The organism is Streptomyces akebiae (genome assembly GCF_019599145.1).
In the GTDB taxonomy this organism is placed as follows: Bacteria; Actinomycetota; Actinomycetes; order Streptomycetales; family Streptomycetaceae; genus Streptomyces; species Streptomyces akebiae.
On record NZ_CP080647.1, the window covers coordinates 8227538 to 8253715 of the forward strand.

General features: G+C 72.3%; 25 protein-coding genes. 17 read left to right on the forward strand and 8 right to left on the reverse strand.

Annotated features, from left to right (window positions below; genetic code table 11):
* Positions 1 to 35: 35 nt before the first annotated feature.
* The 3 genes from K1J60_RS35640 to K1J60_RS35650 all read right to left on the reverse strand — a co-directional run bounded on the left by K1J60_RS35640 (position 36) and on the right by K1J60_RS35650 (position 3128).
* Positions 36 to 1259 (reverse strand): CaiB/BaiF CoA transferase family protein, encoded by a 1224-nt coding sequence (locus K1J60_RS35640; RefSeq protein ID WP_220649805.1) that lies wholly within the window; start codon positions 1257 to 1259, stop codon positions 36 to 38.
* Positions 1260 to 1380: 121 nt separating this feature from the next.
* On the reverse strand, positions 1381 to 2163 hold the full coding sequence (locus K1J60_RS35645) for an ABC transporter permease (RefSeq protein ID WP_220649806.1): 783 nt from the start codon (positions 2161 to 2163) through the stop codon (positions 1381 to 1383).
* Positions 2160 to 3128 carry an ATP-binding cassette domain-containing protein gene (locus K1J60_RS35650; RefSeq protein ID WP_220649807.1) on the reverse strand — a complete coding sequence of 323 codons (969 nt, stop codon included), beginning with the start codon at positions 3126 to 3128 and terminating at the stop codon, positions 2160 to 2162. Before K1J60_RS35650 ends, K1J60_RS35645 begins: the two co-directional genes overlap by 4 nt.
* 63 nt (positions 3129 to 3191) lie before the next feature.
* Here K1J60_RS35650 and K1J60_RS35655 point away from each other — a divergent pair, with 63 nt between their 5' ends.
* The gene (locus K1J60_RS35655) at positions 3192 to 3899 is read left to right on the forward strand and encodes a TetR/AcrR family transcriptional regulator (protein WP_220649808.1); all 708 of its coding nucleotides are present in this window, start codon (positions 3192 to 3194) and stop codon (positions 3897 to 3899) included.
* Positions 3900 to 3904: 5 nt separating this feature from the next.
* Here the strand turns inward: K1J60_RS35655 and K1J60_RS35660 are convergent, their stop codons facing one another.
* From K1J60_RS35660 to hmgA, 3 genes are read right to left on the reverse strand one after another with little or no spacing between them, the layout of a single operon-like run.
* Positions 3905 to 5098, reverse strand: coding sequence for a type ISP restriction/modification enzyme (locus K1J60_RS35660; RefSeq protein WP_220649809.1), 1194 nt, complete (start codon positions 5096 to 5098; stop codon positions 3905 to 3907).
* Between the two features lie 12 nt (positions 5099 to 5110).
* On the reverse strand, positions 5111 to 5860 hold the full coding sequence (locus K1J60_RS35665) for a GntR family transcriptional regulator (RefSeq protein WP_220649810.1): 750 nt from the start codon (positions 5858 to 5860) through the stop codon (positions 5111 to 5113).
* Positions 5861 to 5888: 28 nt separating this feature from the next.
* The gene (gene hmgA / locus K1J60_RS35670; RefSeq protein ID WP_220649811.1) at positions 5889 to 7214 is read right to left on the reverse strand and encodes a homogentisate 1,2-dioxygenase; all 1326 of its coding nucleotides are present in this window, start codon (positions 7212 to 7214) and stop codon (positions 5889 to 5891) included.
* A gap of 316 nt (positions 7215 to 7530) precedes the next feature.
* Here hmgA and K1J60_RS35675 point away from each other — a divergent pair, with 316 nt between their 5' ends.
* The 10 genes from K1J60_RS35675 (at position 7531) to K1J60_RS35720 (ending at position 20311) form a co-directional block, all read left to right on the forward strand.
* Positions 7531 to 8148, forward strand: coding sequence for a TetR/AcrR family transcriptional regulator (locus K1J60_RS35675; RefSeq protein ID WP_220649812.1), 618 nt, complete (start codon positions 7531 to 7533; stop codon positions 8146 to 8148).
* Positions 8149 to 8381: 233 nt separating this feature from the next.
* Positions 8382 to 10637: a molybdopterin oxidoreductase family protein gene (locus K1J60_RS35680; protein ID WP_220649813.1), complete on the forward strand. Its 2256-nt coding sequence runs from the start codon at positions 8382 to 8384 to the stop codon at positions 10635 to 10637.
* A 121-nt stretch (positions 10638 to 10758) separates the two neighbouring features.
* Positions 10759 to 12231 carry a CitMHS family transporter gene (locus tag K1J60_RS35685; RefSeq protein ID WP_220649814.1) on the forward strand — a complete coding sequence of 491 codons (1473 nt, stop codon included), beginning with the start codon at positions 10759 to 10761 and terminating at the stop codon, positions 12229 to 12231.
* A gap of 78 nt (positions 12232 to 12309) precedes the next feature.
* The gene (locus K1J60_RS35690; RefSeq protein ID WP_220649815.1) at positions 12310 to 13632 is read left to right on the forward strand and encodes an MFS transporter; all 1323 of its coding nucleotides are present in this window, start codon (positions 12310 to 12312) and stop codon (positions 13630 to 13632) included.
* A 100-nt stretch (positions 13633 to 13732) separates the two neighbouring features.
* Positions 13733 to 14440 (forward strand): hypothetical protein, encoded by a 708-nt coding sequence (locus K1J60_RS35695; protein WP_220649816.1) that lies wholly within the window; start codon positions 13733 to 13735, stop codon positions 14438 to 14440.
* A gap of 58 nt (positions 14441 to 14498) precedes the next feature.
* On the forward strand, positions 14499 to 15380 hold the full coding sequence (locus K1J60_RS35700) for a class F sortase (RefSeq protein ID WP_259408064.1): 882 nt from the start codon (positions 14499 to 14501) through the stop codon (positions 15378 to 15380).
* A 179-nt stretch (positions 15381 to 15559) separates the two neighbouring features.
* The gene (locus tag K1J60_RS35705; protein WP_220649818.1) at positions 15560 to 16048 is read left to right on the forward strand and encodes a DUF3574 domain-containing protein; all 489 of its coding nucleotides are present in this window, start codon (positions 15560 to 15562) and stop codon (positions 16046 to 16048) included.
* Positions 16049 to 16290: 242 nt separating this feature from the next.
* Complete coding sequence (locus K1J60_RS35710) at positions 16291 to 17679, forward strand: aldehyde dehydrogenase family protein (protein ID WP_220649819.1); 1389 nt, start codon at positions 16291 to 16293, stop codon at positions 17677 to 17679.
* Between the two features lie 23 nt (positions 17680 to 17702).
* Entirely contained in the window at positions 17703 to 18788 is a 1086-nt protein-coding gene (locus tag K1J60_RS35715) for a Zn-dependent alcohol dehydrogenase (protein ID WP_220649820.1), read from the forward strand.
* Between the two features lie 197 nt (positions 18789 to 18985).
* Complete coding sequence (locus K1J60_RS35720) at positions 18986 to 20311, forward strand: MFS transporter (RefSeq protein ID WP_220649821.1); 1326 nt, start codon at positions 18986 to 18988, stop codon at positions 20309 to 20311.
* 128 nt (positions 20312 to 20439) lie between these two features.
* Here the strand turns inward: K1J60_RS35720 and K1J60_RS35725 are convergent, their stop codons facing one another.
* Complete coding sequence (locus tag K1J60_RS35725) at positions 20440 to 21078, reverse strand: TetR/AcrR family transcriptional regulator (RefSeq protein WP_220649822.1); 639 nt, start codon at positions 21076 to 21078, stop codon at positions 20440 to 20442.
* 73 nt (positions 21079 to 21151) lie between these two features.
* Here K1J60_RS35725 and K1J60_RS35730 point away from each other — a divergent pair, with 73 nt between their 5' ends.
* The 5 genes from K1J60_RS35730 to K1J60_RS35750 all read left to right on the forward strand — a co-directional run bounded on the left by K1J60_RS35730 (position 21152) and on the right by K1J60_RS35750 (position 25071).
* Positions 21152 to 22303, forward strand: coding sequence for an acyl-CoA dehydrogenase family protein (locus K1J60_RS35730; RefSeq protein WP_220649823.1), 1152 nt, complete (start codon positions 21152 to 21154; stop codon positions 22301 to 22303).
* Positions 22304 to 22412: 109 nt separating this feature from the next.
* Positions 22413 to 22700 carry a YiaA/YiaB family inner membrane protein gene (locus tag K1J60_RS35735; RefSeq protein WP_220649824.1) on the forward strand — a complete coding sequence of 96 codons (288 nt, stop codon included), beginning with the start codon at positions 22413 to 22415 and terminating at the stop codon, positions 22698 to 22700.
* 124 nt (positions 22701 to 22824) lie between these two features.
* A complete protein-coding gene (locus tag K1J60_RS35740; protein WP_220649825.1) occupies positions 22825 to 23451 on the forward strand; it encodes a TetR/AcrR family transcriptional regulator in 627 nt (208 codons plus the stop codon).
* Between the two features lie 205 nt (positions 23452 to 23656).
* On the forward strand, positions 23657 to 24361 hold the full coding sequence (locus K1J60_RS35745; protein WP_259408065.1) for a glycoside hydrolase family 11 protein: 705 nt from the start codon (positions 23657 to 23659) through the stop codon (positions 24359 to 24361).
* Positions 24358 to 25071 (forward strand): polysaccharide deacetylase family protein, encoded by a 714-nt coding sequence (locus tag K1J60_RS35750; RefSeq protein ID WP_220649826.1) that lies wholly within the window; start codon positions 24358 to 24360, stop codon positions 25069 to 25071. The genes K1J60_RS35745 and K1J60_RS35750 overlap by 4 nt, the downstream gene beginning before the upstream one ends.
* A gap of 48 nt (positions 25072 to 25119) precedes the next feature.
* Here the strand turns inward: K1J60_RS35750 and K1J60_RS35755 are convergent, their stop codons facing one another.
* Entirely contained in the window at positions 25120 to 25581 is a 462-nt protein-coding gene (locus K1J60_RS35755; RefSeq protein WP_220649827.1) for a MaoC family dehydratase, read from the reverse strand.
* 107 nt (positions 25582 to 25688) lie between these two features.
* On the opposite strand from K1J60_RS35755, the gene soxR reads away from it, so the two are divergent.
* Positions 25689 to 26174: a redox-sensitive transcriptional activator SoxR gene (gene soxR, locus K1J60_RS35760; RefSeq protein ID WP_220649828.1), complete on the forward strand. Its 486-nt coding sequence runs from the start codon at positions 25689 to 25691 to the stop codon at positions 26172 to 26174.
* The last annotated feature ends 4 nt before the right edge of the window (positions 26175 to 26178 follow it).

The window sequence follows — 26178 nt, forward strand, 5'->3', positions numbered from 1 at the left end:
CAGCACCAAGGGCATTCCCCGCAGGAGGCCCGCGCTCAGGCCACCACGCCGTCCCGGCGCAACGCTGCGATCTCGTCGTCCGTCATCCCCGCGGCACGCAGCAGCGACCCGGTGTGCTCCCCGAGCGCGGGCACCGCACCCATCCGCGCCTCCTCCCCGCCCGGCAGCGTGATGGGCGGCAGCAGCGACCGTAGCGGCCCCACCGGCGACTCCACTTCCCGCCACCGGTCCCGGGCCGCCAACTGCGGATGCTCCGCCACCTCCGTCACATCCCGTAGCCGAGCACAGGCGATCCCGGCCGCCTCCAGTCGCGCCAGCGCCTCGTCGGTGTCCAGCAGTCCCAGCGCCTTCGCGACCAGCTCGTCCGTACGTTCCCGGCGCTCGACCCGGGCCGGATTCGTCGCGAAGGCCGGGTCGTCCGCCAACTCCGGTCGCCCCAGGACCTGTTCGGCGAGGCGCCGCCACTCCCGGTCGTTCTGCACCGACAGCAGCACCCGCCCGCCGTCCGCCGTCGGATAGGCGTCGTAGGGCGCGATCACCGCGTGCCCGAGTCCCGTGCGGGCCGGAGCGCTTCCGCCGTGCATGGCGTGGTGCAGCGGGTGTCCCATCCACTCGGCCAGCGCCTCCAGCATCGACACCTCCACCGGCCCGCCCCGTCCGGTCGTGCCCCGCCGGACGAGCGCCGCGAGGACCCCCGAGAACGCGTACATCCCGGCGGCGATGTCCGCCGCCGGGATGCCCGCCTTCACGGGCCGCTCCGGTGTCCCCGTCACCGACACCAGCCCGGCCTCGCACTGCACGAGCATGTCGTACGCCCGCTTGTCCGCGTACGGACCCGACGCCCCGTAGCCCGAGATGTCCACGGCGATCAGCCGGGGGTGCGCGGCGCACAGCGTGGCCGCGTCCAGGCCGAGCCGGGCCGCCGCGCCGTGCGCCAGGTTCTGCACGAACACGTCCGCGTCCGCCACCAGCCGGCGTACGACGGCCAGGCCGCGCGGGTCCTTCAGATCCAGCGCGAGGGACTCCTTGCCCCGGTTGCACCACACGAAGTGCGAGGCCAGGCCCCGGGCCGCCGTGTCGTAGCCGCGGGCGAAGTCGCCGCCGTCCACCCGCTCGACCTTGATCACCCGTGCCCCGAGGTCGGCGAGCTGCCGGGTGGCGAAAGGTGCCGCGACGGCCTGCTCGACGGCGACGACGGTGATGCCGTCGAGGGGCAGGGGATCACCGGTGCGGGGGAGTGGACGCATGCCGTGGATCATGTCCCCGTCGGGGCGCGGTTGTCACCAGCAAGTGCCGCGTGTCACGCCTCCGGCGCGGTGCCCCCGGGGCGGCGGCCTCCCGGTCGGCGGCCTCCGGCCCGTCCCCCGAACGGGCCGGAGGTCACCTGGGGCCCGCCGCGTAGGTGCGGACCGCGAGCGGTACGAACACCGCGAGCAGGAGCGCGCACCAGAGCAGCGACCCGGCGACGGGATGCGTCACCGGCCAGGCGGCCCCCTCCGGGACGGCCGTGTTCCCGAAGAGGTCGCGCAGGGCCGTGGCGACCGCGCTGATCGGGTTCCACTCGGCGGCCGTGCGCAGCCAGCCCGGCAGACCCTCGGTCGGGATGTACGCGCTGGAGAGCAGCGGCAGCAGGAAGGTCGCGCCGCCCAGCTGCCCGGACGCCTCCTCGTTACGGGTGAGCAGACCCAGGAAGATGCCGATCCACACGCACGCGAACCGGAACAGCAGCAACAGCCCGAACGCGCCGGCCGCCGCGAGCGCGCCGCCCTCGATCCGCCAGCCCACCGCCAGCCCGACGAGCAGGAAGAGCACCGTCCCCGCGACCGTGACCACCAGGTCCGCCAGCGCCTGGCCCAGGGGCACGGCGGCCCGGCTCATCGGCAGCGTCCGGAAGCGGTCCATCACGCCCCGGTGGGTGTCCTGGGCGGCCTGGAACATCCCGGTCATGATGCCGCCGGAGGCGGTCGCCACCAGCAGACCGGGCACCAGGAACCGCCGGTACTCCTCGCCCGGCACGGCGAGCGCGCTGCCGAAGACGTACCCGAAGAACAGCAGCATCGAGACGGGCATGATCTGGGTGAGGATCAGTAGCCCCGGATTGTTGCGGACCCGCCGCAGCTGCCGGCCCAGCATCGCCGTGCCGTCGTACGCCAACGCGCTCATGCCGCACGCTCCTTGAGCTCGTGGAGGTTCGCCGGGGCGCCCTCGGTGAGGCGGAGGAACACGTCGTCGAGGGTGGGCGGGCGCAGGCTCGCGTCGAGCAACGGCACACCCGCCGCGTCGAGTTCACGCACCAGCCGGGGGAGCGTGAGCGTCGGGTCCAGCGCGATCACGCCGACGGCGTGCCGGTCGTGGTCGAACGACGGTCGCCCACCGGTGAGTTGATCGAGGACGCCTGCGGCGGCGGTCATCGCGTCGGCGTGGGCCACGACGACCTCCGCGTACGAGCCGATGAGCGCCTTGAGCTGGGGCGGCGAACCGCTGTGCGCGATCCGGCCCCGGTCCATCAACACGATCCGGTCGGCGAGTTGGTCGGCCTCCTCCAGGTACTGCGTGGTCAGCAGCACGGTGGTCCCCTCCGCCTTCAGGGCGCGCACGGCGTCCCACGTCCGGTTCCGGCTGACCGGGTCGAGGCCGGTGGTGGGCTCGTCGAGGAAGAGCACCGCCGGACGCCGGACGAGGCTGGCCGCGAGGTCGAGCCGGCGGCGCATGCCGCCCGAGTAGGTGGAGGCCGGCCGGTCGGCGGCCTCGGACAGACCGAAACGGTCGAGGAGCTCGGCCGCGCGGGCCGCCGCGTCGCGGACCCGGTGCAGCCGGGCGAACAGCCGGAGGTTCTGCCGTCCGGTGAGGTCGCCGTCGACCGACGCGTACTGCCCGGTCACCCCGATCACCCGCCGGACGGCTGCCGGCTCCCGCACGAGGTCGTGGCCCGCGATCCGCGCCGATCCCGCGTCCGGCCGCAGCAGTGTCGCCAGCAGTCGCACGGCCGTCGTCTTGCCCGCCCCGTTCGGGCCGAGCATCCCGACCACCGTGCCTTCCTCCACGGCCAGATCGAGGCCGCGCACGGCACGGACGTCGCCGAAGTTCTTCTCCAGACCCTCACTAAGTACAGCGTACGTAGTAGTCATGGGTCGACCATAGCGCATTACGTACGCTGTACGTAACTAGGATGGTGGCCGAGGTGATGATCGATGGCTGGCCGAGCGGCCCGACCCGAAGTGATCTGGGCGCGCCCCGAGCGCACCGGCCGGGGCCCGCGGCCCGCGTTCAGCCGCGCGGACATCGCGGCGGCGGCCGTACGGCTCGCCGACGCGGACGGCCTGGACGCCGTGTCCATGCGGCATGTGGCCGCCGAACTGGGCTGCGGCACGATGTCCCTCTACAACTACGTGCCGCGCAAGGAGGACCTGTACGAGCTGATGGTCGACGCGGTCGCCGGGGAGCACGAGCTGTGGGAGCCGGGCGGGGACTGGCGGGCCGATCTGCGGCGGGTGGCCCACCAGACGCGTGCACTGCTGCGCCGGCACCCCTGGATGCCCCGGCTGATGTCGCCGGTCTACGGGTTCAGCCCCAATGGGCTCCGGTATCTGGAGCACTGCATGACCTGTATGGACACGCTCGACGCCCCGTACGGGACGAAGATGCAGCTCCTGGGGATGCTGAACGGGTGCGTGACGACCTACGTCGCGAACGAGCTGGCGACCGCCGAGCGGGTGCGGTCACTGCCGTGGTCGGAGGACCGGGAGAACGAGGTCCGGATCGCGTATCTCGGGGGGCAGATCGCGAGCGGGGCGTATCCGCGGCTGGCCGCGGCGTTCACGGAGGACTCCGGGCCGATCGATCTGGAGGCCGCGTTCGAGTGGATGCTGGACAGGGTGCTGGAGTCGTTCGCGCCGTAGGGGCCCTACAGCAGAGTGAACTGGCCCTCCGGGCCCTCCTCCTGGTGGTCCAGGACCGAGGCGGGCCGACGGGCGGAGTCCGGGACGGGGAGCACTCCCGCCCGGCGCAGGTCCGTCGTCGTGATCGGGTTCGGGACCGTCAACTCGTCCCGCGTCGGCCGCAGTTCGGCCAGCAGCGCCAGCACCGTGATCAGTTCGAGCAGCTCCGACGTCCAGGGCTGGGGCCAGGTCGCCGGACGGATCGCCTCCAGGGTGCCCGGCTCGGCCGGTTCCGTTCTGCGGGTGAACCACTCCTCCAGCACGCGGACACCGCCGACGTGGAAGTCCCAGGCCTCGGACGGAACGGGGGAGATGCGGCCCTCGCCGACGACGAGGGTCTCCTCGTCTCGGGCGTAGCGGAACTCGACGGGGCGGGAGGGGAGCGGGGCCCGCACGTAGGGGCGGCGGCCGCCGGGGAGCTTGGGACGGTCGCCGTCGCGGCGCATGAGCCACAGCGCGCGGCGGCCCGGTTCGACGCCCCGCGACCAGACGTCGGGGTCGGCGGGGAGGGGCACCTCGACCCGGCCGGGGCCGGGGCGCGCGGCGACCAGGATCCAGGCGAGGACGTCGACGGGGGCGACGGGGCCGGCGCCGAGACGCTCGCCGAGGTACTCCGTCAGGCCCGGTGCGAGGTTCGGTTCGACGGCCTCCGGGCGGCGGTACAGCGGGCGGACGCGGCCGACGCGCGGGCCGTGGAGCGGGGCGAGCGGGAGCACGGACGACGCGAGGAGCAGAGGGCCGGAGGAATCCGGCGCGGCCGTCTGCTCGACCACGAACACCTGCCGTTCGTCCGCCACCCGCCACAGCTCGGGACGGGCGGAGTCGATCAGGCGGTGGTCGGGGATGAGCCACTGCTCGTCGAAGGGGGCGGCCAGGACACGGACCGGCTCCGGGCAGGGACCCGTCTCCCGGGCCAGTCGCCCGGTACCGGTGGTCCGGCCCGGCAGCTGGGCCACCGCCGAGGTGAGCGTGCGGGAACGGGTGGGGGCGAACAGGGTCTCGCGGTCCGGGCCCTCCGCCTTCACCAGGGCGTCCCAGCGGGCCTTCAGGGACACGGCGTCGGGGGCCGTCGGCCACCCCCGGCCCAGGCGTGGCGGTGCGACGGACCACGGCATGAGGTCCGCGAGCGGGAGGGCGTCGTCGGGCGTCACGCTGGGCATCGTACGGCCTCGTCAGGGGGCGTCGAGGGTCACGGTGAACGAGAAGCGGTCGCCGCGGTAGTGGATGACCGCCACGTCGAGGACGCGGCCGGACTCGTCGTGGGTGACGCCCGTGTAGTGCAGGATCGGGCTGAGCAGAGGCACCTGGAGGAGGCGGGCGGTCTCCGGGTCGGCGATGCGGGCCTCGACCGTGTCGGTGATCCGGCCGATGGCCACGCCCACGACATCGCGCAGGACCTTGGTCATCGGCCAGCGGAGCAGGTCGTCGCGGTCGATGCGCTCGGCCAGCTCGGGGCGGACGTAGTTGCGGGCGTGGTTGGTGGGCTCGCCCGTCCGCTCGTCGCCGCGCAGCCGGTGGTACGTGGCCACCTCGGTCAAGTCGGGGAAGTACTCCGCGAGTTCACCCGACACGGGGGTGCTGCCCTGGTCCAGCAGCTCGGTCGTCATCCCCGACTGCTGGGCCACGATCGCGTCCACGGAGCCGAGCAGCCGGACCGGTGAGCCCCGCTGGGCGCTCGGCTCGATGAACGTGCCGCGCCGGCGGTGCCGGCTGATCAGCCCCTCGTCCTCCAGCTCCTTCAGTGCCTGCCGCATGGTCAGCACGCTCACGCCGTAGTGCCCGGCCAGCTGTTCCTCGGTCGGCAGCCGCAGGGGCTCCTGCGGCGACCGGCCGAGTATGGAGGCGCGCAGGGACTGCGACACCTGGTACCAGAGCGGCAGTTTGCGGTTCAGGACGATCGAGTCCGGAGCGAATGAGGTCACGACGGTATCCGTACCCGGCCCGGCGTGTTCAGTGCAACGGGCCGAAGTGACGACGGAGCCCGGACCACACGTCGTCGTACCCCTGCTGCAACTGCTCCGAGCGGGCCGCCTGCTCGGTGGTGAGGACGGGCCAGCGCGTCTCGAACATGAACGCGAGCCCGTCGTCCACCCGTTGCGGCTTCAGCTCCGCCGTGCTCGCCCGGTCGAACGTCTCCCGGTCCGGACCGTGCGCCGACATCATGTTGTGCAGCGAGCCGCCCCCGGGCACGAAGCCCCCTTCTCCGGCTGTCTTCGCGTCGTACGCGCCCTCGATCAGACCCATGTACTCGCTCATCACGTTCCGGTGGAAGTAGGGCGGCCGGAACGTGTCCTCACCCACCAGCCAGCGCGGCGCGAACACCACGAAGTCCACCGCCGCGAGGCCCGGGGTGTCGCTCGGCGAGGTGAGCACGGTGAAGATCGACGGGTCCGGGTGGTCGTACGAGATCGTCCCGATGACGTTGAAACGGCGCAGGTCGTAGACGTACGGGGTGTGGTTGCCGTGCCAGGCGACCACGTCGAGCGGGGAGTGGTCGTAGGTGGCCGTCCAGAGGTTGCCGCAGAACTTGTTCACCACCTCCACCGGGCCCTCGACGTCCTCGTACGCGGCCACCGGCGCCCGGAAGTCACGGGCGCTCGCGAGGCCGTTGGCGCCGATCGGGCCGAGGTCGGGGAGGCGGAAGGGGGCGCCGTAGTTCTCGCAGACGTAGCCGCGGGCGGAGGCGTCGAGGAGGTCGACGCGGAAGCGGACGCCCCGGGGGATCAGGGCGACCTCACCGGGTTCCGCGCGCAGCAGGCCGAACTCCGTGCGCAGCAGGAGGCCGCCCCGCTCCGGGACGATCAGGAGTTCGCCGTCCGCGTCGCCGAAGACCCGTTCCATGGCGGAATCGGCGTGATACAGGTGTACGGCCATGCCCGTGCGCCGCGCGGCGTCGCCGTTGCCGCCGAGGGTCCACAGGCCGTCGAGGAAGTCGGTGCCCGCCGGGGGCTCCGGCAGCGGGTTCCAGCGCAGCCGGTTGGGGTCGGGGACGGTCTCGGTGAAAGGGGCCGTGCGCAGCGCGCCGTTGTCCGTGCGCGTGAACGCGGGGTGCGCGGCCGACGGGCGGATCCGGTAGAGCCAGGAGCGGCGGTTGTGCGACCTCGGTTCGGTGAACGCGGTGCCGCTGAGCTGCTCCGCGTACAGGCCGAGCGGGGCGCGCTGCGGGGAGTTGCGGCCGTGCGGCAGCGCGCCCGGGACCGCCTCCGAGGCGTGTTCGTTGCCGAAGCCGGAGAGGTACTCCAGCCCCTCGGCCGTCTTCCTCGCGTCCCCGCTCATGCCCGCTCCCTCGCGATCCTGATTCCTGTGCTTCACCGTAGGATTCGGTCGGGTCGGGTGCAAGGGGACGAAGCGACGACGGGCGCCGACGGACGGCTGCCGGACGTCGGCGGGGCGTCCGCAGATCGGGTGCATCGGGCGGAGGGGGAGAACCGGACCGCGGGGGGATCCGTCCTGTCAGTGCGGTGCTCTAGTCTCCCGGCAGGCTGTGGGCGTGCGGATGTTCGGTGTTCGCACGGTCCAGCGCTGAGCGGGAGCGGCGGCACCGGCCGTACTGATATTCGGACAGTTCATCGGACCTCGGCGGAAAGGCATCATGAAGCCCGTGTCCCAGGCGACCTCCCTGCGCCGCGCCCCCGTGCAACGGCGCAGTGCCGAACGACTGACCAGGATCCTCGACGCCTGCGCCGACCTCCTCGACGAGGTCGGCTACGACGCGCTGAGCACCCGTGCCGTGGCGCTGCGCGCGGGTGTGCCCATCGGCTCCGTCTACCGCTTCTTCGGCAACAAGCGCGCGATGGCCGACGCGCTGGCCGAACGCAACCTGGACCGTTTCACCGACCGGGTCACCCGCCGTCTCCAGGCGACGGGCGGCCGGGACTGGCGCACCGCCATGGACGCCGTCCTCGACGAGTACCTCGACATGAAACGCAACACCCCGGGCTTCGCCCTCATCGACTTCGGCAACCAGATCCCGGTCGGCGGCAGCCGCCAGGAACCCAATCACCGCGTCGCCGACCGCCTGTCCGACCTGCTCTCCGCGTTCATCGACCGCACCCCCGACGAGGACCTGCGCCGCACCTTCCTGATCGCCGTCGAGACCGCCGACACCCTGGTGCACCTGGCCTTCCGGGTCTCCCCGGAGGGCGACGAGCGGATCATCGCGGAGATGCGGGAGCTGCTGCGGGCCTATCTCGCGCGCGTACTGGACTGAGCCGGGCCGCCGGGCCCGGTGGCCCGGCCGGGCGCCCGGCCGCGTGACCGACCGCCTCCGTGCAGCCGTGCCCCGGGGTCCGGCGCAGCCCCGCTTCGCAATTCCCCGACAAGACCACCCGCAGCCCCTCCCCGTGATGCATACCGGTCGGTATGCTCGGCCTCGGTGCCGCGTGCCCTGCGCGCGGCACCCGTCCGAGCGTCACCGTCGCCGCCGCCCCTCCGGGAGGACCCGTGTCCACCACCACCGACTCCCGCACCGCCCTGCGCGTCTGCCCGCTCTGCGAGGCGACCTGCGGACTCACCCTCACCATCGAGGGGACCCGGGTCACCGGGGCCCGCGGTGACCGGGACGATGTGTTCAGCAAGGGATTCATCTGCCCCAAGGGCGCCTCGTTCGGGGCGGCCGACGGCGACCCCGACCGGCTGCGCACCCCGCTGGTCCGCAAGGACGGGGAGCTGCGGGAGGCCACCTGGGAGGAGGCCTTCGACGCCGTCGCCGCCGGACTGCGACCGGTCGTCGAGACACACGGTCCGAACGCCGTCGGCGTCGTCCTCGGCAACCCGAACGTCCACACCATGGCCGGCGCCCTCTACCCGCCCGTCCTGCTCGCCGGACTCGGCACCCGCAGCCTGTTCACCGCCTCCACCGTCGACCAGATGCCCAAGCACGTCTCCAGCGGACTGCTCTACGGCGACGCCCACGCCATCCCCGTCCCCGACCTGGATCGCACCGACCATCTGCTGCTCCTCGGTGCCAACCCCCTGGAGTCCAACGGCAGTCTGTGCACCGCCCCCGACTTCCCCGGCAAGCTCAAGGCCCTCAAGGCGCGCGGCGGCACCCTCACCGTCGTCGACCCCCGCCTGACCCGCACGGCCAAGCTCGCCGACCGGCACATCGCCATCCGGCCGGGCACCGACGCGCTGCTGCTGGCGGCGATGGCCCATGCGCTGTTCGGGGAGGCGCTCGTCGACCTCGGGGACCTCGCCCCGCATGTCCAGGGGACAGCCGAACTCGCCTCCGCCATCAGGGAGTTCACCCCCGAAGCCGTCGCCGGGGCCTGTGACGTCGACGCCGGGACCATCCGCGCACTCGCCCGTGAACTGGCCACCGCGCCCACCGCCGCCGTCTACGGCCGCATCGGCAGCTGCACCGTCCCGCACGGCACCCTCGCCAGCTGGCTGGTCGACGTCCTCAACATCCTCACCGGCAACCTCGACCGACCCGGCGGCGCCCTGTTCCCGCACTCCGCGACGGACAAGACGCCCCGGCCCGCCGGACCCGGCCGGGGCTTCGCCCTCGGGCGCTGGCACAGCAGGGTCGGCGGCCACCCCGAGGCCAAGGGCGAACTGCCGCTGTCCGCGCTCGCCGAGGAGATCGACACCGCCACCCCCGAGGGCAGCCCGATCCGCGCCCTCATCACCGTCGCCGCCAACCCCGTGCTCTCCGCCCCCGACGGCGACCGCCTCGACAAGGCCCTGGACTCGCTGGACTTCATGGTCAGCGTCGACCCCTACCTCGGCGAGACCGCACGCCACGCCGACGTGGTCCTGCCGCCGCCCCCGCCCTCGCAGGCCCCGCACTTCGACTTCGCGTTCAACGCCTTCGCCGTGCACAACCAGGTCCGCTACAACCGCGCCGCCGTCCCCCTGGAGGACGGCCGCATGGCCGAGACGGAGATCCTCGCCCGCCTCACCCTCGCCGCCACCGGTATGCACGGTGCCGACCCCTCCGCCGTCGACGACCTCGTCATCGGCCAGACCCTGGGCAAGGCCGTGAAGGAGGCCCACTCACCCGTCCACGGCCGCGACCCGCGCGAACTCGCGGGCCTGCTCACCGGCGACACCGGCCCCGAGCGCCGGCTCGACATGATGCTGCGCCTCGGCCCGTACGGCGAGGGCTTCGGCGCACAGCCGGACGGACTGACGCTGGACAAGCTCCTCGCCCACCCGCACGGCATCGACCTCGGGCCGCTGAAGCCCCGGCTGCCGCAGCCGCTGAAGACGGTCAGCGGCAGGATCGAACTGCTGCCGCAGCCGATCGTCGACGATCTGCCGAGGCTTCGCACCGCCCTGCGGGAGCGCCCGGAGGGCCTGGTCCTCATCGGCCGCCGCCATCTGCGGTCCAACAACAGCTGGCTGCACAACATCCCCGCCCTCACCGGCGGCACCAACCGCTGCACCCTCCACATCCACCCCGACGATGCCGACCGCCTCGGCCTCGCCGACGGCGACGCCGTACGGATCAAGGGCGCCGGGGGAGAGGTCACCGCTCCCGCCGAGGTCACCGACGTCGTACGACAGGGTGTCGTGAGCCTTCCGCACGGCTGGGGACACGACCGTCCGGGCACCCGCATGAGCCACGCGGCGGTCGACCCCGGGGTCAACGTCAACCAGCTCCTCGACGGCTCGCTGCTCGACCCGCTGTCGGGCAACGCGGTCCTCAACGGCATCCCCGTGGAGCTGTCCCGAGCAGGCGCAACGCTGTGACCAGGAGTTCTGCGCTTATTGCTCGCATGTCAACGTCTTGTTAAGACTTGTCGGGCCGCCCTAACGTCGTCGCACCGCCGGTGCCCTGGTGGGAGTTCAAGGGCGAACGTTAGGTATCCACATGTTGACCATCCTCGGCTTCGCCATGATCGCGACCTTCCTGGTCCTGATCATGATGAAGAAGATGTCGCCGATCGCGGCACTCGTACTGATCCCCGCGCTCTTCTGCGTGTTCGTCGGAAAGGGAGCCCAACTCGGCGACTACGTCATCGAGGGGGTGGGCAATCTCGCGCCCACCGCCGCGATGCTGATGTTCGCCATCGTCTACTTCGGCCTCATGATCGACGTCGGCCTCTTCGACCCGATCGTCCGAGGCATCCTGAAGTTCTGCAAGGCCGACCCGCTGCGCATCGTCGTCGGCACGGCCCTGCTCGCCGCGATCGTCTCGCTGGACGGCGACGGCTCGACCACCTTCATGATCACCGTCTCGGCGATGTACCCGCTGTACAAGCGCCTGAAGATGAGCCTGGTCGTGATGACCGGTGTCGCCGCCACCGCCAACGGCGTGATGAACACGCTGCCCTGGGGCGGCCCGACCGCCCGCGCCGCCACGGCGCTCAAGCTCGACGCCGGTGACATCTTCGTCCCGATGATCCCGGCGCTCCTCGTCGGCCTGCTCTTCGTCTTCGTCCTCGCCTACTTCCTCGGTCTGCGCGAGCGCAAGCGCCTCGGTGTGCTGAGCCTCGACGAGGTGCTGGAGCAGGAGAAGATCGTCAAGGACGAGGAGAAGTCCGGCTCCGAGGAGACCGTGCTCGTCGGCGCGGGCGCCTCGTCGGCCGCCGGATCCGGTTCCGGTTCCGGTGACGACAAGGTCCGTACGACGAAGGCCACCGGCGCGGCGGGCTCCGGCACCGACGCCGAGTCCGAGGACGACGACGTCGACGACGTCCGCCTCCAGGGGCTGGACCCCAACCGCCCGACGCTGCGCCCCAAGCTGTACTGGTTCAACGCGCTGCTCACGGTGGCGCTGCTGACCGCCATGATCATGGAGTTGCTGCCGATCCCGGTGCTCTTCCTGCTCGGTGCCGCGCTCGCGCTGACGGTCAACTTCCCCCACATCCCCGACCAGAAGGACCGGCTCGCCGCCCACGCGGACAACGTCCTCAACGTCTCCGGCATGGTCTTCGCCGCCGCCGTCTTCACCGGCGTCCTCCAGGGCACCGGCATGGTCGACTCGATGGCCAAGTGGATCGTCGACGGCATCCCGGGCGGCATGGGACCGCACATGGCCCTGGTCACCGGCTTCCTGAGCCTGCCGCTCACCTACTTCATGTCCAACGACGGCTTCTACTTCGGCGTCCTGCCGGTCCTCGCCGAGGCCGGTGCCGCCCACGGGGTCTCGCCGCTGGAGATCGCCCGCGCCTCCCTCGTCGGTCAGCCGCTGCACATGTCCAGCCCGCTGGTCCCGGCCGTGTACGTGCTCGTGGGTATGGCCAAGGTCGAGTTCGGCGACCACACCAAGTTCGTGGTGAAGTGGGCGGCGGCGACCTCGCTGATCATCCTCGCCGCCGGCGTGCTGTTCGGCATCATCTGAACCATGGGACCCGACTCCCCGGCACCGGAGCGAAGTTCCCTCGAACCGGCATGAACTTCCCCCAGGAGGAACCGCATCATGAGGCCCGGTAGGAACCGCGGCTGGCTGCTCCGCCTCGTCATCGCCTTCAGCTTCGCGCAGGGGGCGGTGTCGATGGCCCGGCCCGCCGTGTCCTACCGGGCCCTCGCGTTGGGCGCCGACGAACGGGCCGTCGGTGTGATCGCGGGGGTCTACGCCCTGCTCCCGCTCTTCGCCGCCATCCCGCTCGGCCGCAGGACCGACCAGGGCCGGTGCGCGCCCCTGCTGCCGATCGGGGTCGTCCTCATATCCGGTGGCTGCGTGCTGAGCGGTCTGGCCGACTCCCTGGTGGCGATGGCTGTCTGGAGCGGTGTGATGGGCCTCGGTCACCTCTCCTTCGTGATCGGTGCCCAGTCCCTGGTGGCCCGCCAGTCCGCGCCGCACGAACACGACCGCAACTTCGGCCACTTCACCATCGGCGCCTCCCTCGGCCAGTTGGTCGGCCCGATCGCCGCGGGCGCCCTGATCGGCGGCCCGGACATGGCCCGGACGAGCGCCCTGGCGCTGGTGGTCGCGGGGGCCGGGGCGGCGGTCGCGGTCACCTCGCTGTGGCGGATAGAGCGCCCCGTCGACCCCGACTCCCGTACGGCGCAGGGCGAACGCGTGCCCGTGCACCGCATTCTGCGTACCCGTGGCGTGCCGGGGGGCATCTTCATCAGCCTCGCCGTGCTCTCGGCGACGGACATCCTCACCGCGTATCTGCCGGTGGTCGGTGAACACCGGGGCATCGCGCCGTCGGTCATCGGCCTCCTGCTGAGCCTGCGGGCGGCGGCGACCATCGCGTGCCGTCTGGTGATGACGCCCATGCTGCGGCTGCTCGGCCGGACCGCGCTGCTCACGGTCACCTGTGTGCTGGGGGCCCTGCTGTGCGCCGGGATCGCGCTGCCGGTGCCGGTGTGGGCGCTCGCCCTGATCCTCGCCGCCCTCGGCTTCTGCCTCGGGGTGGGGCAGCCGCTGTCCATGACGACGGTGGTCCAGGCCGCGCCGGACGACGCCCGGTCCACCGCCCTCGCGCTGCGACTGACCGGAAACCGGCTGGGACAGGCCGGGGCGCCCGCCGCCGCGGGTCTGATCGCCGGGGTCGCGGGCGTGGCCGCGCCCTTCGTGATGCTGGGCGCGCTGCTGCTGGTGTCGTCGGTCATCGCCCTGCGCTCGCCTGCGGAGCAGGGGCGGGGGAGCGGCGCGCCGAGGGAGAAGAGGAACAAGCGGAACAATCGGAACAAGCGGAAGGGGGCGGCGAAGGGGACGGTGAAGGGGGAGGGGGAGGAGGCAGGGAAGAGCTCCCGGCCCGACGCGGCCCTGGGCCGTCAGGGGGATATCTGACGGGTCGTCGGGCGCGGCTCCTCCCGCGCCCGGTGGGATGTGACAGAGAGTCAGGCGAAAGAGCGATTTGTGTGAAAATCGTCTGACTCGGAGGTTCTGCATGTCCACCTCGTCCCGCCCGCGCCCCGCCGGAGTGCGCGCGAGTGCCGCCGCCGTCCTCGCGGCCCTCACCGTCACGGGAGCCAGCCTGATCACGGCACCGGCCGCCGTCGCCGCCCCGGGCGACCCCGACGTCGTGATCCACAAGGTGGGCTTCCCGTTCGACAACCAGCGCAACCAGCAGCTGGTCTGCGACTTCTACCTCGCGGCCTTCAACTTCCCCAGGGACCCCACGCCGACCCAGCGCATCAACTGGACGATCGACCGGCAGCCCCCGGCGCCGCGCACCGATCCCGTCGCCACGGGCGAGATCCCCCTCGGGCCGGACGGCGCCGGGCACAGCACGCCCGTTGCGCCCGAGACGGCGGCGCGGCTGCCCAACGGGAACTACGTGCTCACCTGGCGGACCATCGGCGGGACGCTGGAGGAAGGGCGCAGGGAGATCAACGTCGACTGTCCGCTCACCGGGCCCGGAGCCGGCAGGCCCGGAGCCGGCAGGCCCGAAGGTGCGGGGCCCGACCGCGTCGTATCGGCAGGCGCCGTACCGGAGGGTGCCGTACCGGAAGGTGCTGTACCGGCCGGTGGCGGCGGTCTCGCCCTCAGCCAGAACTTCTCGCCGGTCGCCGGCGCGGCCGCCGTGGGTCTCGCCGCGGTCGGCGGCGTGGCCTATCTGCGGCTGCGCCGTCGCCGCGCCGATGGCGCCGCGTAGACGCCGGCGCAGGCCCTGGCACCGGACGCGCGCCTACCGCCTGACGCGGACGGTCGTCATGGCCACCGCGCTGGTGGTGGGCGGCGTCCATCTGGCGGAGGGCAGGGAGCGGACCGGGACCGCAGGGTCCGGCTCCGCCTGGGCCGACTCCGGGGCGCGCGGTGCGGGGGCACCACGCGCCCGGGCGTCCCTGTACTTCACGCCCCCTCCACCCGAGGAGTCCGCACCCCCGCCGCCGGCGACCGCCGAGCAACGGGCCGAGCGCACCGAACCGACCGTGCCGACCGGACCCGGCACCGCGGAGGGCTCCCGGCCCTCGCACCGGTGGGCGCCCCAGACACCCGCCCGGCCGACGTCGTCCACGCCCGCCCGGCCGACATCGTCCACGCCCGCCCAGTCCGTACGGTCCGTGCCGCCCACCCCCAGGCCGGCCGAGCCGAGGAAGCCCGCCCGTCCCCGTACGCTGCCGTCCTCCCCGGCGACGACCGTCACCATCCCCTACCTCGGCATCGAGGCGCCGGTGACCGGTCTCCGCCTCGACGACCGTCGACGGCTCCCCGCGCCGCCGGACGACAAGCCGAAGCTGGTCGGCTGGTACACGGAGGGGCCCGCGCCCGGCGGACCCGGCACGGCGGTCGTCGTCGGTCACCGGGACACCCGGACGGGCCCCGCCGTCTTCGCCGCGCTGGACGTGATCAAGCCCGGCCGTCTGGTGGAGGTCCTGCGGGCGGACGGCCGCACCGCCGTCTACACCGTGGACGCCGTGAAGTCGTACGAGAAGGACCGCTTCCCCAGCAAGGAGGTGTACGGCCATCGCGGGCGCCCCGAGTTGCGCCTGATCACCTGTGGTGGCACGTACGACCGGCGGAAGGGCTACGGGAGCAACGTCGTCGTCTTCGCCCACCTCACCGCGACCAGGGAACCGGCGCGCCAGTCGTGAACGAGCGCGTCAGCCTGAACGAGCGCGCAGGCCGTGAACCAGGCGCGCAGGCCGTGAACCGGCGCTCAGGGCGCACGCCGACCGCCTCGCCGAGCCCTGGGGGCGTACGGACGCACACGGGCACCCGCCCCGGCGCGGCCGACGCAACCGGAAGCAGCGGTACCGCTAGAGGTGGACGCATGAACGTACACCCCGCCTCCCCCCGCGCCCGCCGTGTCACCCGCGCCCGGGTCGCCCTCGCGGCCACCGCCTGTCTGCTGGTGGTGGGCGCCCCGACCGCGTACGCCACCCTCGCCGAGGACGCCCCCGTCGGCTCCGTGGTCGCCCCGGCGCGCGGGACGCCCTACATCGAGACGCGGCTCCTCTTCGGCACCGAACGGCCAGGCGGCGGTCCGGCCGTCACCGACGAGCAGTTCATGACCTTCGTCGACCGCGAGGTCACCCCCGGGTTTCCGGACGGGCTGACCGTGCAGGAGGGGCGTGGGCAGTGGCGGGACGCGACCGGGACGATCGAGAAGGAGCGGTCGTACGAGCTGATCCTGCTGTATCCGGTGTCGTCGGCCACCGCGAGCGACCGGAGGATCGAGGAGATCCGCGGCGACTATCGCGAGGAGTTCGCGCAGGAGGCCGTGGCGCGGGTCGACGACAGGAAGCGGGTCGACTTCTGAGGCGCGGAGGCGCGGAGGCGCGTTAGGCTCCCCGCCGCCCGCCGCCCGCCGCCCGCCGCCCGCCGCCCGCCGCCCGCCGCCCGCCGCCCGCCGCCCGCCGCCCGCCGCCCGCCGCCCGCCGCCCGCCGCCCGCCGCCCGCCGCCGTCGACGAGTCCCGCCTCACTCCCCGAAGGCCTGGTGCCGGAAAACTATCAGGGCTAGTTTTTGGGCGGACGACCACGCCCGCCCGGGAGGCAGCACGATGAAGGCACACGACGGCATGTACATCGGCGGTACCTGGCGCCCCGCCGCCGGGACCGACACGATCGAGGTCGTGAACCCGGCCGACGAGCAGGTGATCGACCGCGTCCCGGCGGGCACCGCCGAGGACGTCGACGCCGCCGTGGGCGCCGCCCGCGCCGCTCTGCCCGGCTGGGCCGCGACCCCGCCCGCCGAGCGGGGAGCGATCATCGGCGCGCTGCGCGACGCGCTCGCCGCGCGTCGGGAGGAGATCGCCGAGACGGTCACGGCGGAGCTCGGCGCGCCGCTGCCGCTCTCCCAGAGGGTGCACGCGGACCTGCCGGTCACGGTCGCCGGCTCGTACGCCGAGCTGGCCGCCGAGCACGCCTTCGAGGAGAGGGTCGGCAACTCCACCGTGCACCACGAGCCCATCGGCGTCGTCGGCGCGATCACCCCCTGGAACTACCCGCTGCACCAGATCGTCGCCAAGGTCGCCCCGGCCCTCGCCGCCGGCTGCACCGTGGTCCTGAAGCCGGCCGAGGACACCCCGCTGACCGCGCAGCTCTTCGCCGAGGCCGTCCACGAGGCGGGCGTACCCGCTGGAGTGTTCAACCTGGTCACCGGTCTGGGCCCGGTCGCCGGGCAGGCGCTCGCCGAGCACGACGGCGTCGACCTGGTCTCCTTCACCGGATCCACGGCGGTGGGCCGACGCATCGCCGCGACGGCCGGGGCCGCCGTCAAGAAGGTGGCCCTGGAACTCGGCGGCAAGTCCGCCAACGTGATCCTCCCGAGCGCCGACCTCGCCAAGGCGGTGAGCGTCGGCGTCGCCAACGTCATGTCCAACTCCGGTCAGACGTGCAGTGCCTGGACGCGGATGCTCGTCCACACCTCCCAGTACGACGAGGCCGTCGAGCTGGCCGCCCAGGCCGCCGCGAAGTACGGCGACCGCATCGGCCCGCTCGTCAACGCCAAGCAGCAGGCGCGGGTGCGGGGTTACATCGAGAAGGGTGTGGCCGAGGGCGCCCGCCTGATCGCGGGCGGCCCCGAATCCCCGCGCGAGCAGGGCTACTTCGTCAGCCCCACCGTCTTCGCCGACGTGACCCCCGAGATGACGATCGCCCAGGAGGAGATCTTCGGCCCGGTCCTGTCGATCCTCCGCTACGAGGACGAGGCCGACGCCCTGCGGATCGCCAACGGCACGGTGTACGGGCTGGCCGGCGCGGTCTGGGCCGGCGACGAGAGCGAGGCCGTGGCCTTCGCCCGCCGGATGGACACCGGCCAGGTCGACATCAACGGCGGTCGCTTCAACCCGCGCGCCCCGTTCGGGGGGTACAAGCAGTCGGGAGTGGGGCGCGAGCTGGGCGCGCACGGTCTGGCGGAGTACCTCCAGACCAAGTCCCTTCAGTTCTGACCGGTTCGAGGAGAGTCGTCGCCATGGCCGTTCGAGCCGCTGTACTGCCCGCCGTCGGTGCCCCGTTGGAGATCACGGAGATCGAGCTGCCGGACCCCGGGCCCGGCCAGGTCCGGGTGCGGCTCGCCGCCGCCGGGGTCTGCCACTCCGACCTGTCGCTGTCCGACGGCACCATGCGGGTGCCGGTGCCCGCCGTGCTCGGCCACGAGGGCGCCGGCACCGTCCTGGCGGTCGGCGACGGGGTCACCCATGTCTCGCCCGGTGACGGAGTCGTCCTCAACTGGGCGCCCGCCTGCGGGAATTGCCACGCCTGCTCGCTCGGTGAGGTCTGGCTGTGCGCGAACGCGCTGCTCGGCTCCGGGAACGTGTACGCCCGGCGCGCCTCGGACGGCGCCGACCTCCACCCCGGTCTGAACGTGGCCGCCTTCGCGGAGGAGACGGTCGTGGCCGCCGGCTGTGTGCTCCCCGCACCGGACGGGGTTCCGCTCACCGAAGCGGCCCTGCTCGGCTGCGCCGTCCTCACCGGCTACGGCGCGGTCCACCACGCGGCGCGGGTCCGGGAGGGCGAGACCGTCGCCGTGTTCGGGGCGGGCGGTGTCGGGCTTGCGGCGCTCCAGGCCGCGCGCATCGCCGGCGCGTCCCGGATCGTCGCCGTGGACGTCTCCCCGGCGAAGGAGGAACTGGCCCGTGCGGCGGGGGCCACGGAGTACGTGGTCGCCTCGGAGAACACCGCCCGCGAGATCCGCGGGCTCACCGGCAAGCAGGGCGTGGACGTCGCCGTGGAGTGCGTCGGCCGCGCGGTCACCATCCGGACGGCCTGGGAGTCGACCCGGCGTGGCGGCCGCACCACGGTCGTCGGCATCGGCGGCAGGGACCAGCAGGTCACCTTCAACGCGCTGGAGATCTTCCACTGGGGCCGCACCCTCGCCGGGTGCGTCTACGGCAACTCCGACCCGGCACGCGACGTGCCGGTCCTCGCGGACCATGTGCGCGCCGGCCGCCTGGACCTGTCCGCCCTGGTGACCGACCGCATCTCCCTGGACGACATCCCGGTGGCCTTCGACAACATGCGCGCCGGCAAGGGCGGCAGAGCTCTGGTGACGTTCTGATCCACCCGCGGGTGAGCGGGGCCGGGCGCGGGGAACGGCGCGACCAGCCCCCACCCACCCGCGACCGAACGAACCACTCGCTCACCTGAACGAACCACCCCCTCACCTGAACCCGTCCGTGCACGACCGTTGACCTACATACCGTCCGGTCAGTACGTTCCCGGGCAACGTCCCCGCACCCACTGGAGTGTGCTCGCATGGACACCGCTCCCGTTTCCGCCCCCGTCACCACCTCCCGCCCCCAGAGCCACCGCAAGGTGGCCACCGCCGCGGCGCTCGCCTCGGCGGTGGAGTGGTACGACTACTTCGTCTTCGGCATAGCCGCCGCCCTCGTCCTGGGCGACCTCTACTTCCCGGCCGGCAGCTCCTCCGCGGGAGTCCTCGCCGCGTTCGCCACCTTCGCCGTCGGCTTCCTCGCCCGCCCCCTCGGCGGTGTCGTCGCCGGTCACCTCGGCGACAAACGGGGCCGCAAGCCGATGCTCGTCCTGGCGCTCACCCTGATGGGCGTCGCCACCACCGGCATCGGCCTCCTCCCCACGTACCAGACGATCGGGATCGCCGCTCCGGTCCTGCTCGTCCTCCTCCGTGTCGCCCAGGGGGTGGCCGTCGGCGCCCAGTGGGGCGGCGCGATGCTGCTGGCCACCGAGTACGCCCCCGAGGGCAAGCGCGGGGTGTACGGCAGCTTCGTCCAACTCGGCGTTCCCATCGGTGTGGTGAGCGCCAACACGATGTTCCTCGTCGTCGGCGCGGCCACCAGCGACACGGCCTTCGCCGCATGGGGCTGGCGGGTGCCCTTCCTGGTCGGCCTGTTCGTCCTCGGCCTCGCCTGGTACATCCACCGCCACGTCGAGGAGACCCCCGAATTCCGTGCGGCGGAGCGACAGCTGGCGGAGAAGGAGAAGGGCGAGAAGAGTTCTCCGCTCAGGACGATCCTGCGCGGTCATCTCGGCACGGTCTTCCTGGCCGGCGGCTCCTTCGCCGTGAACACCGCGACGTTCTACATCCTCATCACCGGTGTCCTCGACTACACCACCCGCGAACTCGACATGAAGCGCAGCGCCGTCCTCGCGGTCTCCCTGTGCGTCAGCCTCACCCAGCTGGTGCTGATCCCCGCCGCCGCGGCCCTCTCCGACCGCGTCGGCAGGATCCGGATCTATGCGTTCGGCGCGGCCGGCATCGCCCTGTGGGCCGTCCCGCTGTTCCTGCTCATCGACACCGGCTCCCTGCTGTGGCTCGCCGTCGGCACGTTCGTCGCCAGCTGCTTCCTCAGCATCATGTACGGGCCCCAGGCGGCCCTGTTCGCCGAGCTGTTCACCCCCGAGATGCGCTACACCGGCGCCTCCCTCGGCTACCAGATCGCGGCGGTGTTCGGCGGCGGCCTCGCCCCGTTCCTGATGGTCCTCCTGCTGGAGGCCACCGGCACGTCCATGGCGGTGTCGGCGTACATCATCGGGCTCTCGGTGATCGCCCTCGTCTCGATCAAGATCCTTGCGGGGAGGGCGACTTCACGAGCGGAGGGTTAGGCACCTCCGGCTCCGGCTCCGGCTCCGGCTCCGGCCGCGCGCCGACGGCCCGGTCCGCGGCTCCGGAATCCTCCGGGGCCGCGGGAACCGGGCCGTTCGTGGCTTGTCGGGCGCGGCTCCTCGCGGCCCTATCGGGGCGCGACCCGCTCATACTGCTGCTCCAGTCCGTCCAGCAGTGCCCGCAACCCCACCTCGAACGCCCGCTCGTCGACCTTCTGCTGCTGCTCGGCCAGCAGGTGGGCCTGCCCGAGGTGGGGGTAGTCGTCGGGGTCGTAGGCGCTCTCGTCGTCCACGAACCCACCGGCGAACGACCCGATCGCGGACCCCATGATGAAGTACCGCATCAGCGCCCCGATGGACGTGGCCTGGGCCGCCGGCCACCCCGCCTCGACCATCGCCCCGAACACGACGTCGGCGACCCGCAGCCCCGCTGGCCGCCGACCGGGTCCCCGCGCGAGGATCGGCACGATGTTGGGGTGGTCGCGCAGCGCGGCCCGGTACGAGACGGCCCAGTCGTGCAGCGCGGTCCGCCAGTCCCGCCCGTCCCGGAACATCGACAGGTCGACCTGCGCGCTCACCGAGTCGGCGACCGCCTCCAGGATCTGGTCCATGGTGCGGAAGTGGTTGTAGAGGGAGGGTCCGCTCACCCCGAGTTCGGCGGCGAGCCGTCGCGTGGAGACCGCCGCCAGCCCCTCCGCGTCCACCAGTGCCCGCGCCGTCTCCACGATGCGGTCGGTGCTCAACAGGGGCTTGCGCGGTCGGGCCATGGCGCACATAGTAGGGCTGCAGCCTAAAACTAGCAGTGATAATTTAACGGGGAACGGACGAGAGGCGGGCCGCGTGAACCTGGAGCTCAGCGAGGAACAGACCGCCGCGCGCCGGCTCGCGGCCGACTTCGTGGAGCGCGAGATCGCCCCGCACGTCATCGCATGGGACCGCGCCGAGAACGTCGACCGGGCGATCGTGAAGAAGCTCGGCGAGGTCGGCTTCCTGGGGCTCACCGTCGACGAGGAGTACGGCGGCTCCGGCGGCGACCATGTCACGTACTGCCTGGTCACCGAGGAGCTGGGCCGCGGCGACTCCTCCGTGCGCGGCATCGTCTCCGTCTCCCTCGGCCTGGTCGCGAAGACGATCGCGGCCTGGGGCGACGAGGAGCAGAAACGCCGCTGGCTGCCGGGGCTCACGGCGGGGGAGTACGTCGGCTGCTTCGGTCTCACCGAACCCGGCACCGGCTCCGACGCGGGCAACCTCGCCACCCGGGCCGTCCGCGACGGCGACGACTACGTCATCAGCGGCACCAAGACCTTCATCACGAACGGCACCTGGGCCGACGTCGTCCTGCTCTTCGCCCGTTCCACCGACGCCCCCGGACACAAGGGCGTCTCCGCCTTCCTCGTCCCCACCGGCGCCCCGGGCCTGACCCGGCGCACCCTCCACGGCAAGCTCGGCCTGCGCGGCCAGGCCACCGCCGAGCTGGTCCTGGAGGACGTCCGCGTCCCCGCCTCCGCCCTGCTCGGCCCCGAGGGCAAGGGCTTCACCGTCGCCATGTCCGCGCTCGCCAAGGGCCGGATGTCGGTCGCCGCCGGCTGTGTCGGCATAGCCCAGGCCGCGCTCGACGCGGCGGTCCGATACGCGGGCGAGCGCGAGCAGTTCGGCAGGTCCATCGCCCACCATCAGCTCGTCCAGGAACTCCTCAGTGACATCGCGGTGGACGTCGACGCGGCCCGGCTGCTGACCTGGCGCGTCGCCGATCTCGTCGACCGGGGACAGCCCTTCGCCACCGAGGCGAGCAAGGCCAAGCTGTTCGCCTCCGAGGCCGCCGTCCGCGCCGCGAACAACGCTCTCCAGGTCTTCGGCGGTTACGGCTACATCGACGAGTACCCGGCCGGAAAGCTCCTGCGCGACGCCCGGGTGATGACCCTCTACGAGGGCACCAGTCAGATACAGAAGCTGCTCATCGGGCGGGCGCTGACGGGCGTTTCGGCCTTCTGAGCCCCGGTCCGTACGCGAGTTCGGGCGCCTGTGGGCTGAGTACGCGAGGGCCGGCGACTGAGTATCCCGACGGATGTGGTTCGGGCCACATCCGTCGGACCATGTCCCCATGAGTGAGACACCGGTCAAGCAGCAGAACACGGCGGCCTTCTACGGCCAGGCCGTCGCCTCCTTCGGCGTCGCCATGGCGGCCACCACCGTCGGCATCTACCACCTCGACGCCGACACCTGGGTCCGCGCCTTCCTGGCCATCGCGGTCCTCTACCTCGTGACCTCGTCCTTCACCCTGGCCAAGGTGATCCGCGACCGGCAGGAGGCCGGGCGGATCGTCAGCAGGGTCGACCAGGCCCGGCTGGAGAAGCTCCTCGCCGAGCACGACCCCTTCGAGAAGCTCTGAGGCCGGCGCGCGACCCCGGCGCGCGCCCGGCTTCCCTACGCCACAGCCCTGAGCGGGGCTTCTAAGCGCCCGCTCACCTTCGGCGGTATGGTGGTGCCGAGCCATCGGAAGGGGCGAACGAGCGATGAGTACGGCGGAGGACACGGCGGGCGGCGAGCCGCAGCCGTGGGGCGAGGTCAACCCGGACGCGGCCCGGCGGCTGCTGGTGGCCGCCGTGGAGGCCTTCGCCGAGCGCGGCTATCACGCGACGACGACCCGGGACATCGCGGGGCGCGCGGGGATGAGCCCCGCCGCGCTGTACATCCACTACAAGACCAAGGAAGAGCTGCTCCACCGGATCAGCCGCATCGGCCACGAGAAGGCCCTCGACGTACTGCGTACGGCGGCCCGGTCCGAGGGCGGCCCGGCCGACCGGCTCGCCGAGGCTGTGCGCTCCTTCGTCCGCTGGCACGCGGGGCAGCACACCGTGGCCCGTGTCGTGCAGTACGAACTCGACGCCCTCGGGCCCGAGGCCCGCGCCGAGATCGTCACCCTGCGCCGCGAGAACGACGCGGCCGTGCGCGGCATCATCGAGGACGGCGTCGCCTCGGGCGACTTCGACGTCCCCGACGTCCGCGGCACGACGATCGCCATCCTCTCCCTCTGCATCGACGTGGCCCGCTGGTTCAACGTCAACGGCTCCCGCACCCCGGACGAGGTCGGCGCGCTGTACGCGGACCTCGTCCTGCGCATGGTGGGCGCGAAGAAGTGAACCTCGGCGATCGGGCCGGCCTTCGCAACATTCGAGGATTCGGGCCGGTCCGCTGATTCCTCCTCCGAGGGTCTTGGCGCATTGTCGCTGGTGCGGGGAGCGAATGTTTCGGGATCGGTGCCGAAGCATTGACAGTTGGCAGGGGCAGGCCAACACTCCCGGGGTGACAGGGCGAACCCCCCAAGCCCGAGGAGGACGCGCGCGTATGAGCGACGCACCCGCACCCACCCCCGCACCCATCCCGCCCCCCAGTCGCAGGCTCTTCATGAGCGGTGTCTGCGCGACCGCGATGGCCGCCGCGACCACGCTGGCCCTGCCCGGCACGGCCCGCGCGGACACGGTGATCACCAGCAACCGGACCGGCACCGACAACGGCTTCTACTACTCGTTCTGGACCGACGCCCCGGGCACGGTCTCGATGACCCTGGCCGCCGGCGGCACCTACCGGACCTCCTGGAGGAACACCGGAAACTTCGTCGCCGGCAAGGGCTGGAGCAACGGCTCCCGCAGGACCGTGACCTACTCGGGCACGTTCAGTCCGTCCGGCAACGCCTATCTGACCCTCTACGGCTGGACGGCCAGTCCGCTCATCGAGTACTACATCGTCGACAACTGGGGCACCTACCGGCCCACGGGAACGTACAAGGGCACGGTCGCCAGCGACGGCGGCACGTACGACATCTACAGGACCACCCGGTACAACGCCCCCTCCGTCGAGGGCACCCGCACCTTCGACCAGTACTGGAGCGTGCGTCAGTCGAAGCGGACGGGCGGAAACATCACCACCGGCAACCACTTCGACGCCTGGGCCCGCGCGGGGATGCCCCTCGGCAGCTTCCGGTACTACATGATCATGGCCACCGAGGGGTACCAGAGCAGCGGCAGCTCCAGTATCACGGTGTCCCCGTGAACACCGGGCCGCGCCGCTCGCCGCGTCGCTCGGTCAGACGGCTGGCCGTCGTCGCGACGGTCTTGGCGAGCGTCGTCCCCCTGACGTGCACCGCCGCCACCGCCGCCACCGCCGCACCGGAGCGGGCCGCCGCCTGCACCGGCTATGTCGGGCTCACGTTCGACGACGGTCCGTCCGGCAGTACGTCGGCCCTGCTGAACGCGCTCCGGCAGAACGGACTGCGGGCCACCATGTTCAACCAGGGGCAGTACGCCGCCGCCAACCCCGCCCTGGTCCGGGCACAGGTCGCCGCCGGCATGTGGGTGGCCAACCACAGCTACACCCACCCGCACCTCACGCAACTGAGCCAGGCGCAGATCGACTCGGAGATCTCCCGCACCCAGCAGGCGGTCGCGGGCGCGGGCGGCGGCACTCCGAAGCTGTTCCGGCCGCCGTACGGCGAGACGAACGCGACGGTGAGATCGGTGGCGGCCAGGTACGGCCTGACCGAGATCCTCTGGAACGTCGACTCGCAGGACTGGAACGGCGCGAGTACCGACGCGATCGTGCAGGCCGCGGCCCGGCTCACGAACGGCCAGGTCATCCTCATGCACGACTGGTCCGCGAACGCGCGCGCGGCGCTGCCGCGCATCGCGCAGCAACTGTCCGGCCGCGGCCTGTGCGCGGGGATGATCTCGCCGCAGACCGGCCGCGCCGTGGCGCCCGGGTAGGGCTCCGCTCGTGGCGCGGCGGTCGCGAACGCCGCGCCACCGGCGAGCTCAGAAGTAGTACCGGGACACCGACTCGGCCACGCACACCGGCTTCTCGCCGCCCTCGCGTTCCACGACGACCGCGGCCGTCACCTGGACGCCCCCGCCGACCTCCGTGACGTCCTGGAGGGTCGCGGTGGCACGCAACCGGGAACCGACCGGGACCGGCGCCGGGAAGCGGACCTTGTTGGTGCCGTAGTTCACGCCCATGGTGACGTTGTCGACCTTGAGGATCTGCGGAACGAGCAACGGCAGCAGGGACAGGGTCAGATAGCCGTGGGCGATGGTCGTCCCGAAGGGCCCGGCCGCCGCCTTCTCCGGGTCCACGTGGATCCACTGGTGGTCACCGGTGGCCTCGGCGAAGAGGTCGATCCGCTTCTGGTCGACCTCCAGCCAGTCGCTGTGCCCCAGCGACTCACCCACCGCCGCCTTCAGCTCCTCGGCGGACGTGAAGATCCTCGGCTCTGCCATGTCTCGGCCTCCCTGATCCTGATGTCTAAGCGACTGCTTAGCATGGTCGGCCGTGCGATCCCTGTCAACGGACCGTGCCCCTGTCGGGTGTGGGTAGGCTCGGAGGGGTGCCCCAGATCCCTGAGAAGATCCACGAGTTGACCGTCGGCCAGCTGTCGGCCCGTAGCGGTGCCGCCGTCTCCGCGCTGCACTTCTACGAGTCCAAAGGGCTGATCAGCAGCCGCCGCACCACGGGAAACCAGCGCCGTTACAGCCGGGACGCCCTGCGGCGGGTGGCCTTCGTCCGGGCCGCGCAGCGCGTCGGCATCCCGCTCGCCACGATCCGCGAGGCGCTCGCCGAACTGCCCGAGGAGCGGACGCCGACCCGCGAGGACTGGGCCCACCTCTCCGAGGCCTGGCGGTCCGAGCTGGACGAACGGATCAAGCAGCTGAACCGGCTGCGGGACCATCTCACCGACTGCATCGGCTGCGGCTGTCTGTCCATGGACACCTGTGTGCTCTCCAACCCCGACGACATCTTCGGCGAACGGCAGAGCGGCTCCCGCCTCCTGGTCGAGCGCCGCAGGTCCGAACAGCGGGAACCCGGGAGCTGACGCG

Excerpts from the sequence above, each read along its gene's own strand:
- K1J60_RS35640 (WP_220649805.1), bottom strand. The coding sequence starts at position 1,259 with ATGATCCACGGCATGCGTCCACTCCCCCGCACCGGTGATCCCCTGCCC.
- K1J60_RS35645 (WP_220649806.1), bottom strand. The coding sequence starts at position 2,163 with ATGAGCGCGTTGGCGTACGACGGCACGGCGATGCTGGGCCGGCAGCTG.
- K1J60_RS35650 (WP_220649807.1), bottom strand. The coding sequence starts at position 3,128 with ATGACTACTACGTACGCTGTACTTAGTGAGGGTCTGGAGAAGAACTTC.
- K1J60_RS35655 (WP_220649808.1), top strand. The coding sequence starts at position 3,192 with ATGGCTGGCCGAGCGGCCCGACCCGAAGTGATCTGGGCGCGCCCCGAG.
- K1J60_RS35660 (WP_220649809.1), bottom strand. The coding sequence starts at position 5,098 with ATGCCCAGCGTGACGCCCGACGACGCCCTCCCGCTCGCGGACCTCATG.
- hmgA (WP_220649811.1), bottom strand. The coding sequence starts at position 7,214 with ATGAGCGGGGACGCGAGGAAGACGGCCGAGGGGCTGGAGTACCTCTCC.
- K1J60_RS35675 (WP_220649812.1), top strand. The coding sequence starts at position 7,531 with ATGAAGCCCGTGTCCCAGGCGACCTCCCTGCGCCGCGCCCCCGTGCAA.
- K1J60_RS35685 (WP_220649814.1), top strand. The coding sequence starts at position 10,759 with ATGTTGACCATCCTCGGCTTCGCCATGATCGCGACCTTCCTGGTCCTG.
- K1J60_RS35690 (WP_220649815.1), top strand. The coding sequence starts at position 12,310 with ATGAGGCCCGGTAGGAACCGCGGCTGGCTGCTCCGCCTCGTCATCGCC.
- K1J60_RS35695 (WP_220649816.1), top strand. The coding sequence starts at position 13,733 with ATGTCCACCTCGTCCCGCCCGCGCCCCGCCGGAGTGCGCGCGAGTGCC.
- K1J60_RS35700 (WP_259408064.1), top strand. The coding sequence starts at position 14,499 with ATGGCCACCGCGCTGGTGGTGGGCGGCGTCCATCTGGCGGAGGGCAGG.
- K1J60_RS35705 (WP_220649818.1), top strand. The coding sequence starts at position 15,560 with ATGAACGTACACCCCGCCTCCCCCCGCGCCCGCCGTGTCACCCGCGCC.
- K1J60_RS35710 (WP_220649819.1), top strand. The coding sequence starts at position 16,291 with ATGAAGGCACACGACGGCATGTACATCGGCGGTACCTGGCGCCCCGCC.
- K1J60_RS35715 (WP_220649820.1), top strand. The coding sequence starts at position 17,703 with ATGGCCGTTCGAGCCGCTGTACTGCCCGCCGTCGGTGCCCCGTTGGAG.
- K1J60_RS35720 (WP_220649821.1), top strand. The coding sequence starts at position 18,986 with ATGGACACCGCTCCCGTTTCCGCCCCCGTCACCACCTCCCGCCCCCAG.
- K1J60_RS35725 (WP_220649822.1), bottom strand. The coding sequence starts at position 21,078 with ATGGCCCGACCGCGCAAGCCCCTGTTGAGCACCGACCGCATCGTGGAG.
- K1J60_RS35735 (WP_220649824.1), top strand. The coding sequence starts at position 22,413 with ATGAGTGAGACACCGGTCAAGCAGCAGAACACGGCGGCCTTCTACGGC.
- K1J60_RS35740 (WP_220649825.1), top strand. The coding sequence starts at position 22,825 with ATGAGTACGGCGGAGGACACGGCGGGCGGCGAGCCGCAGCCGTGGGGC.
- K1J60_RS35745 (WP_259408065.1), top strand. The coding sequence starts at position 23,657 with ATGAGCGACGCACCCGCACCCACCCCCGCACCCATCCCGCCCCCCAGT.
- K1J60_RS35755 (WP_220649827.1), bottom strand. The coding sequence starts at position 25,581 with ATGGCAGAGCCGAGGATCTTCACGTCCGCCGAGGAGCTGAAGGCGGCG.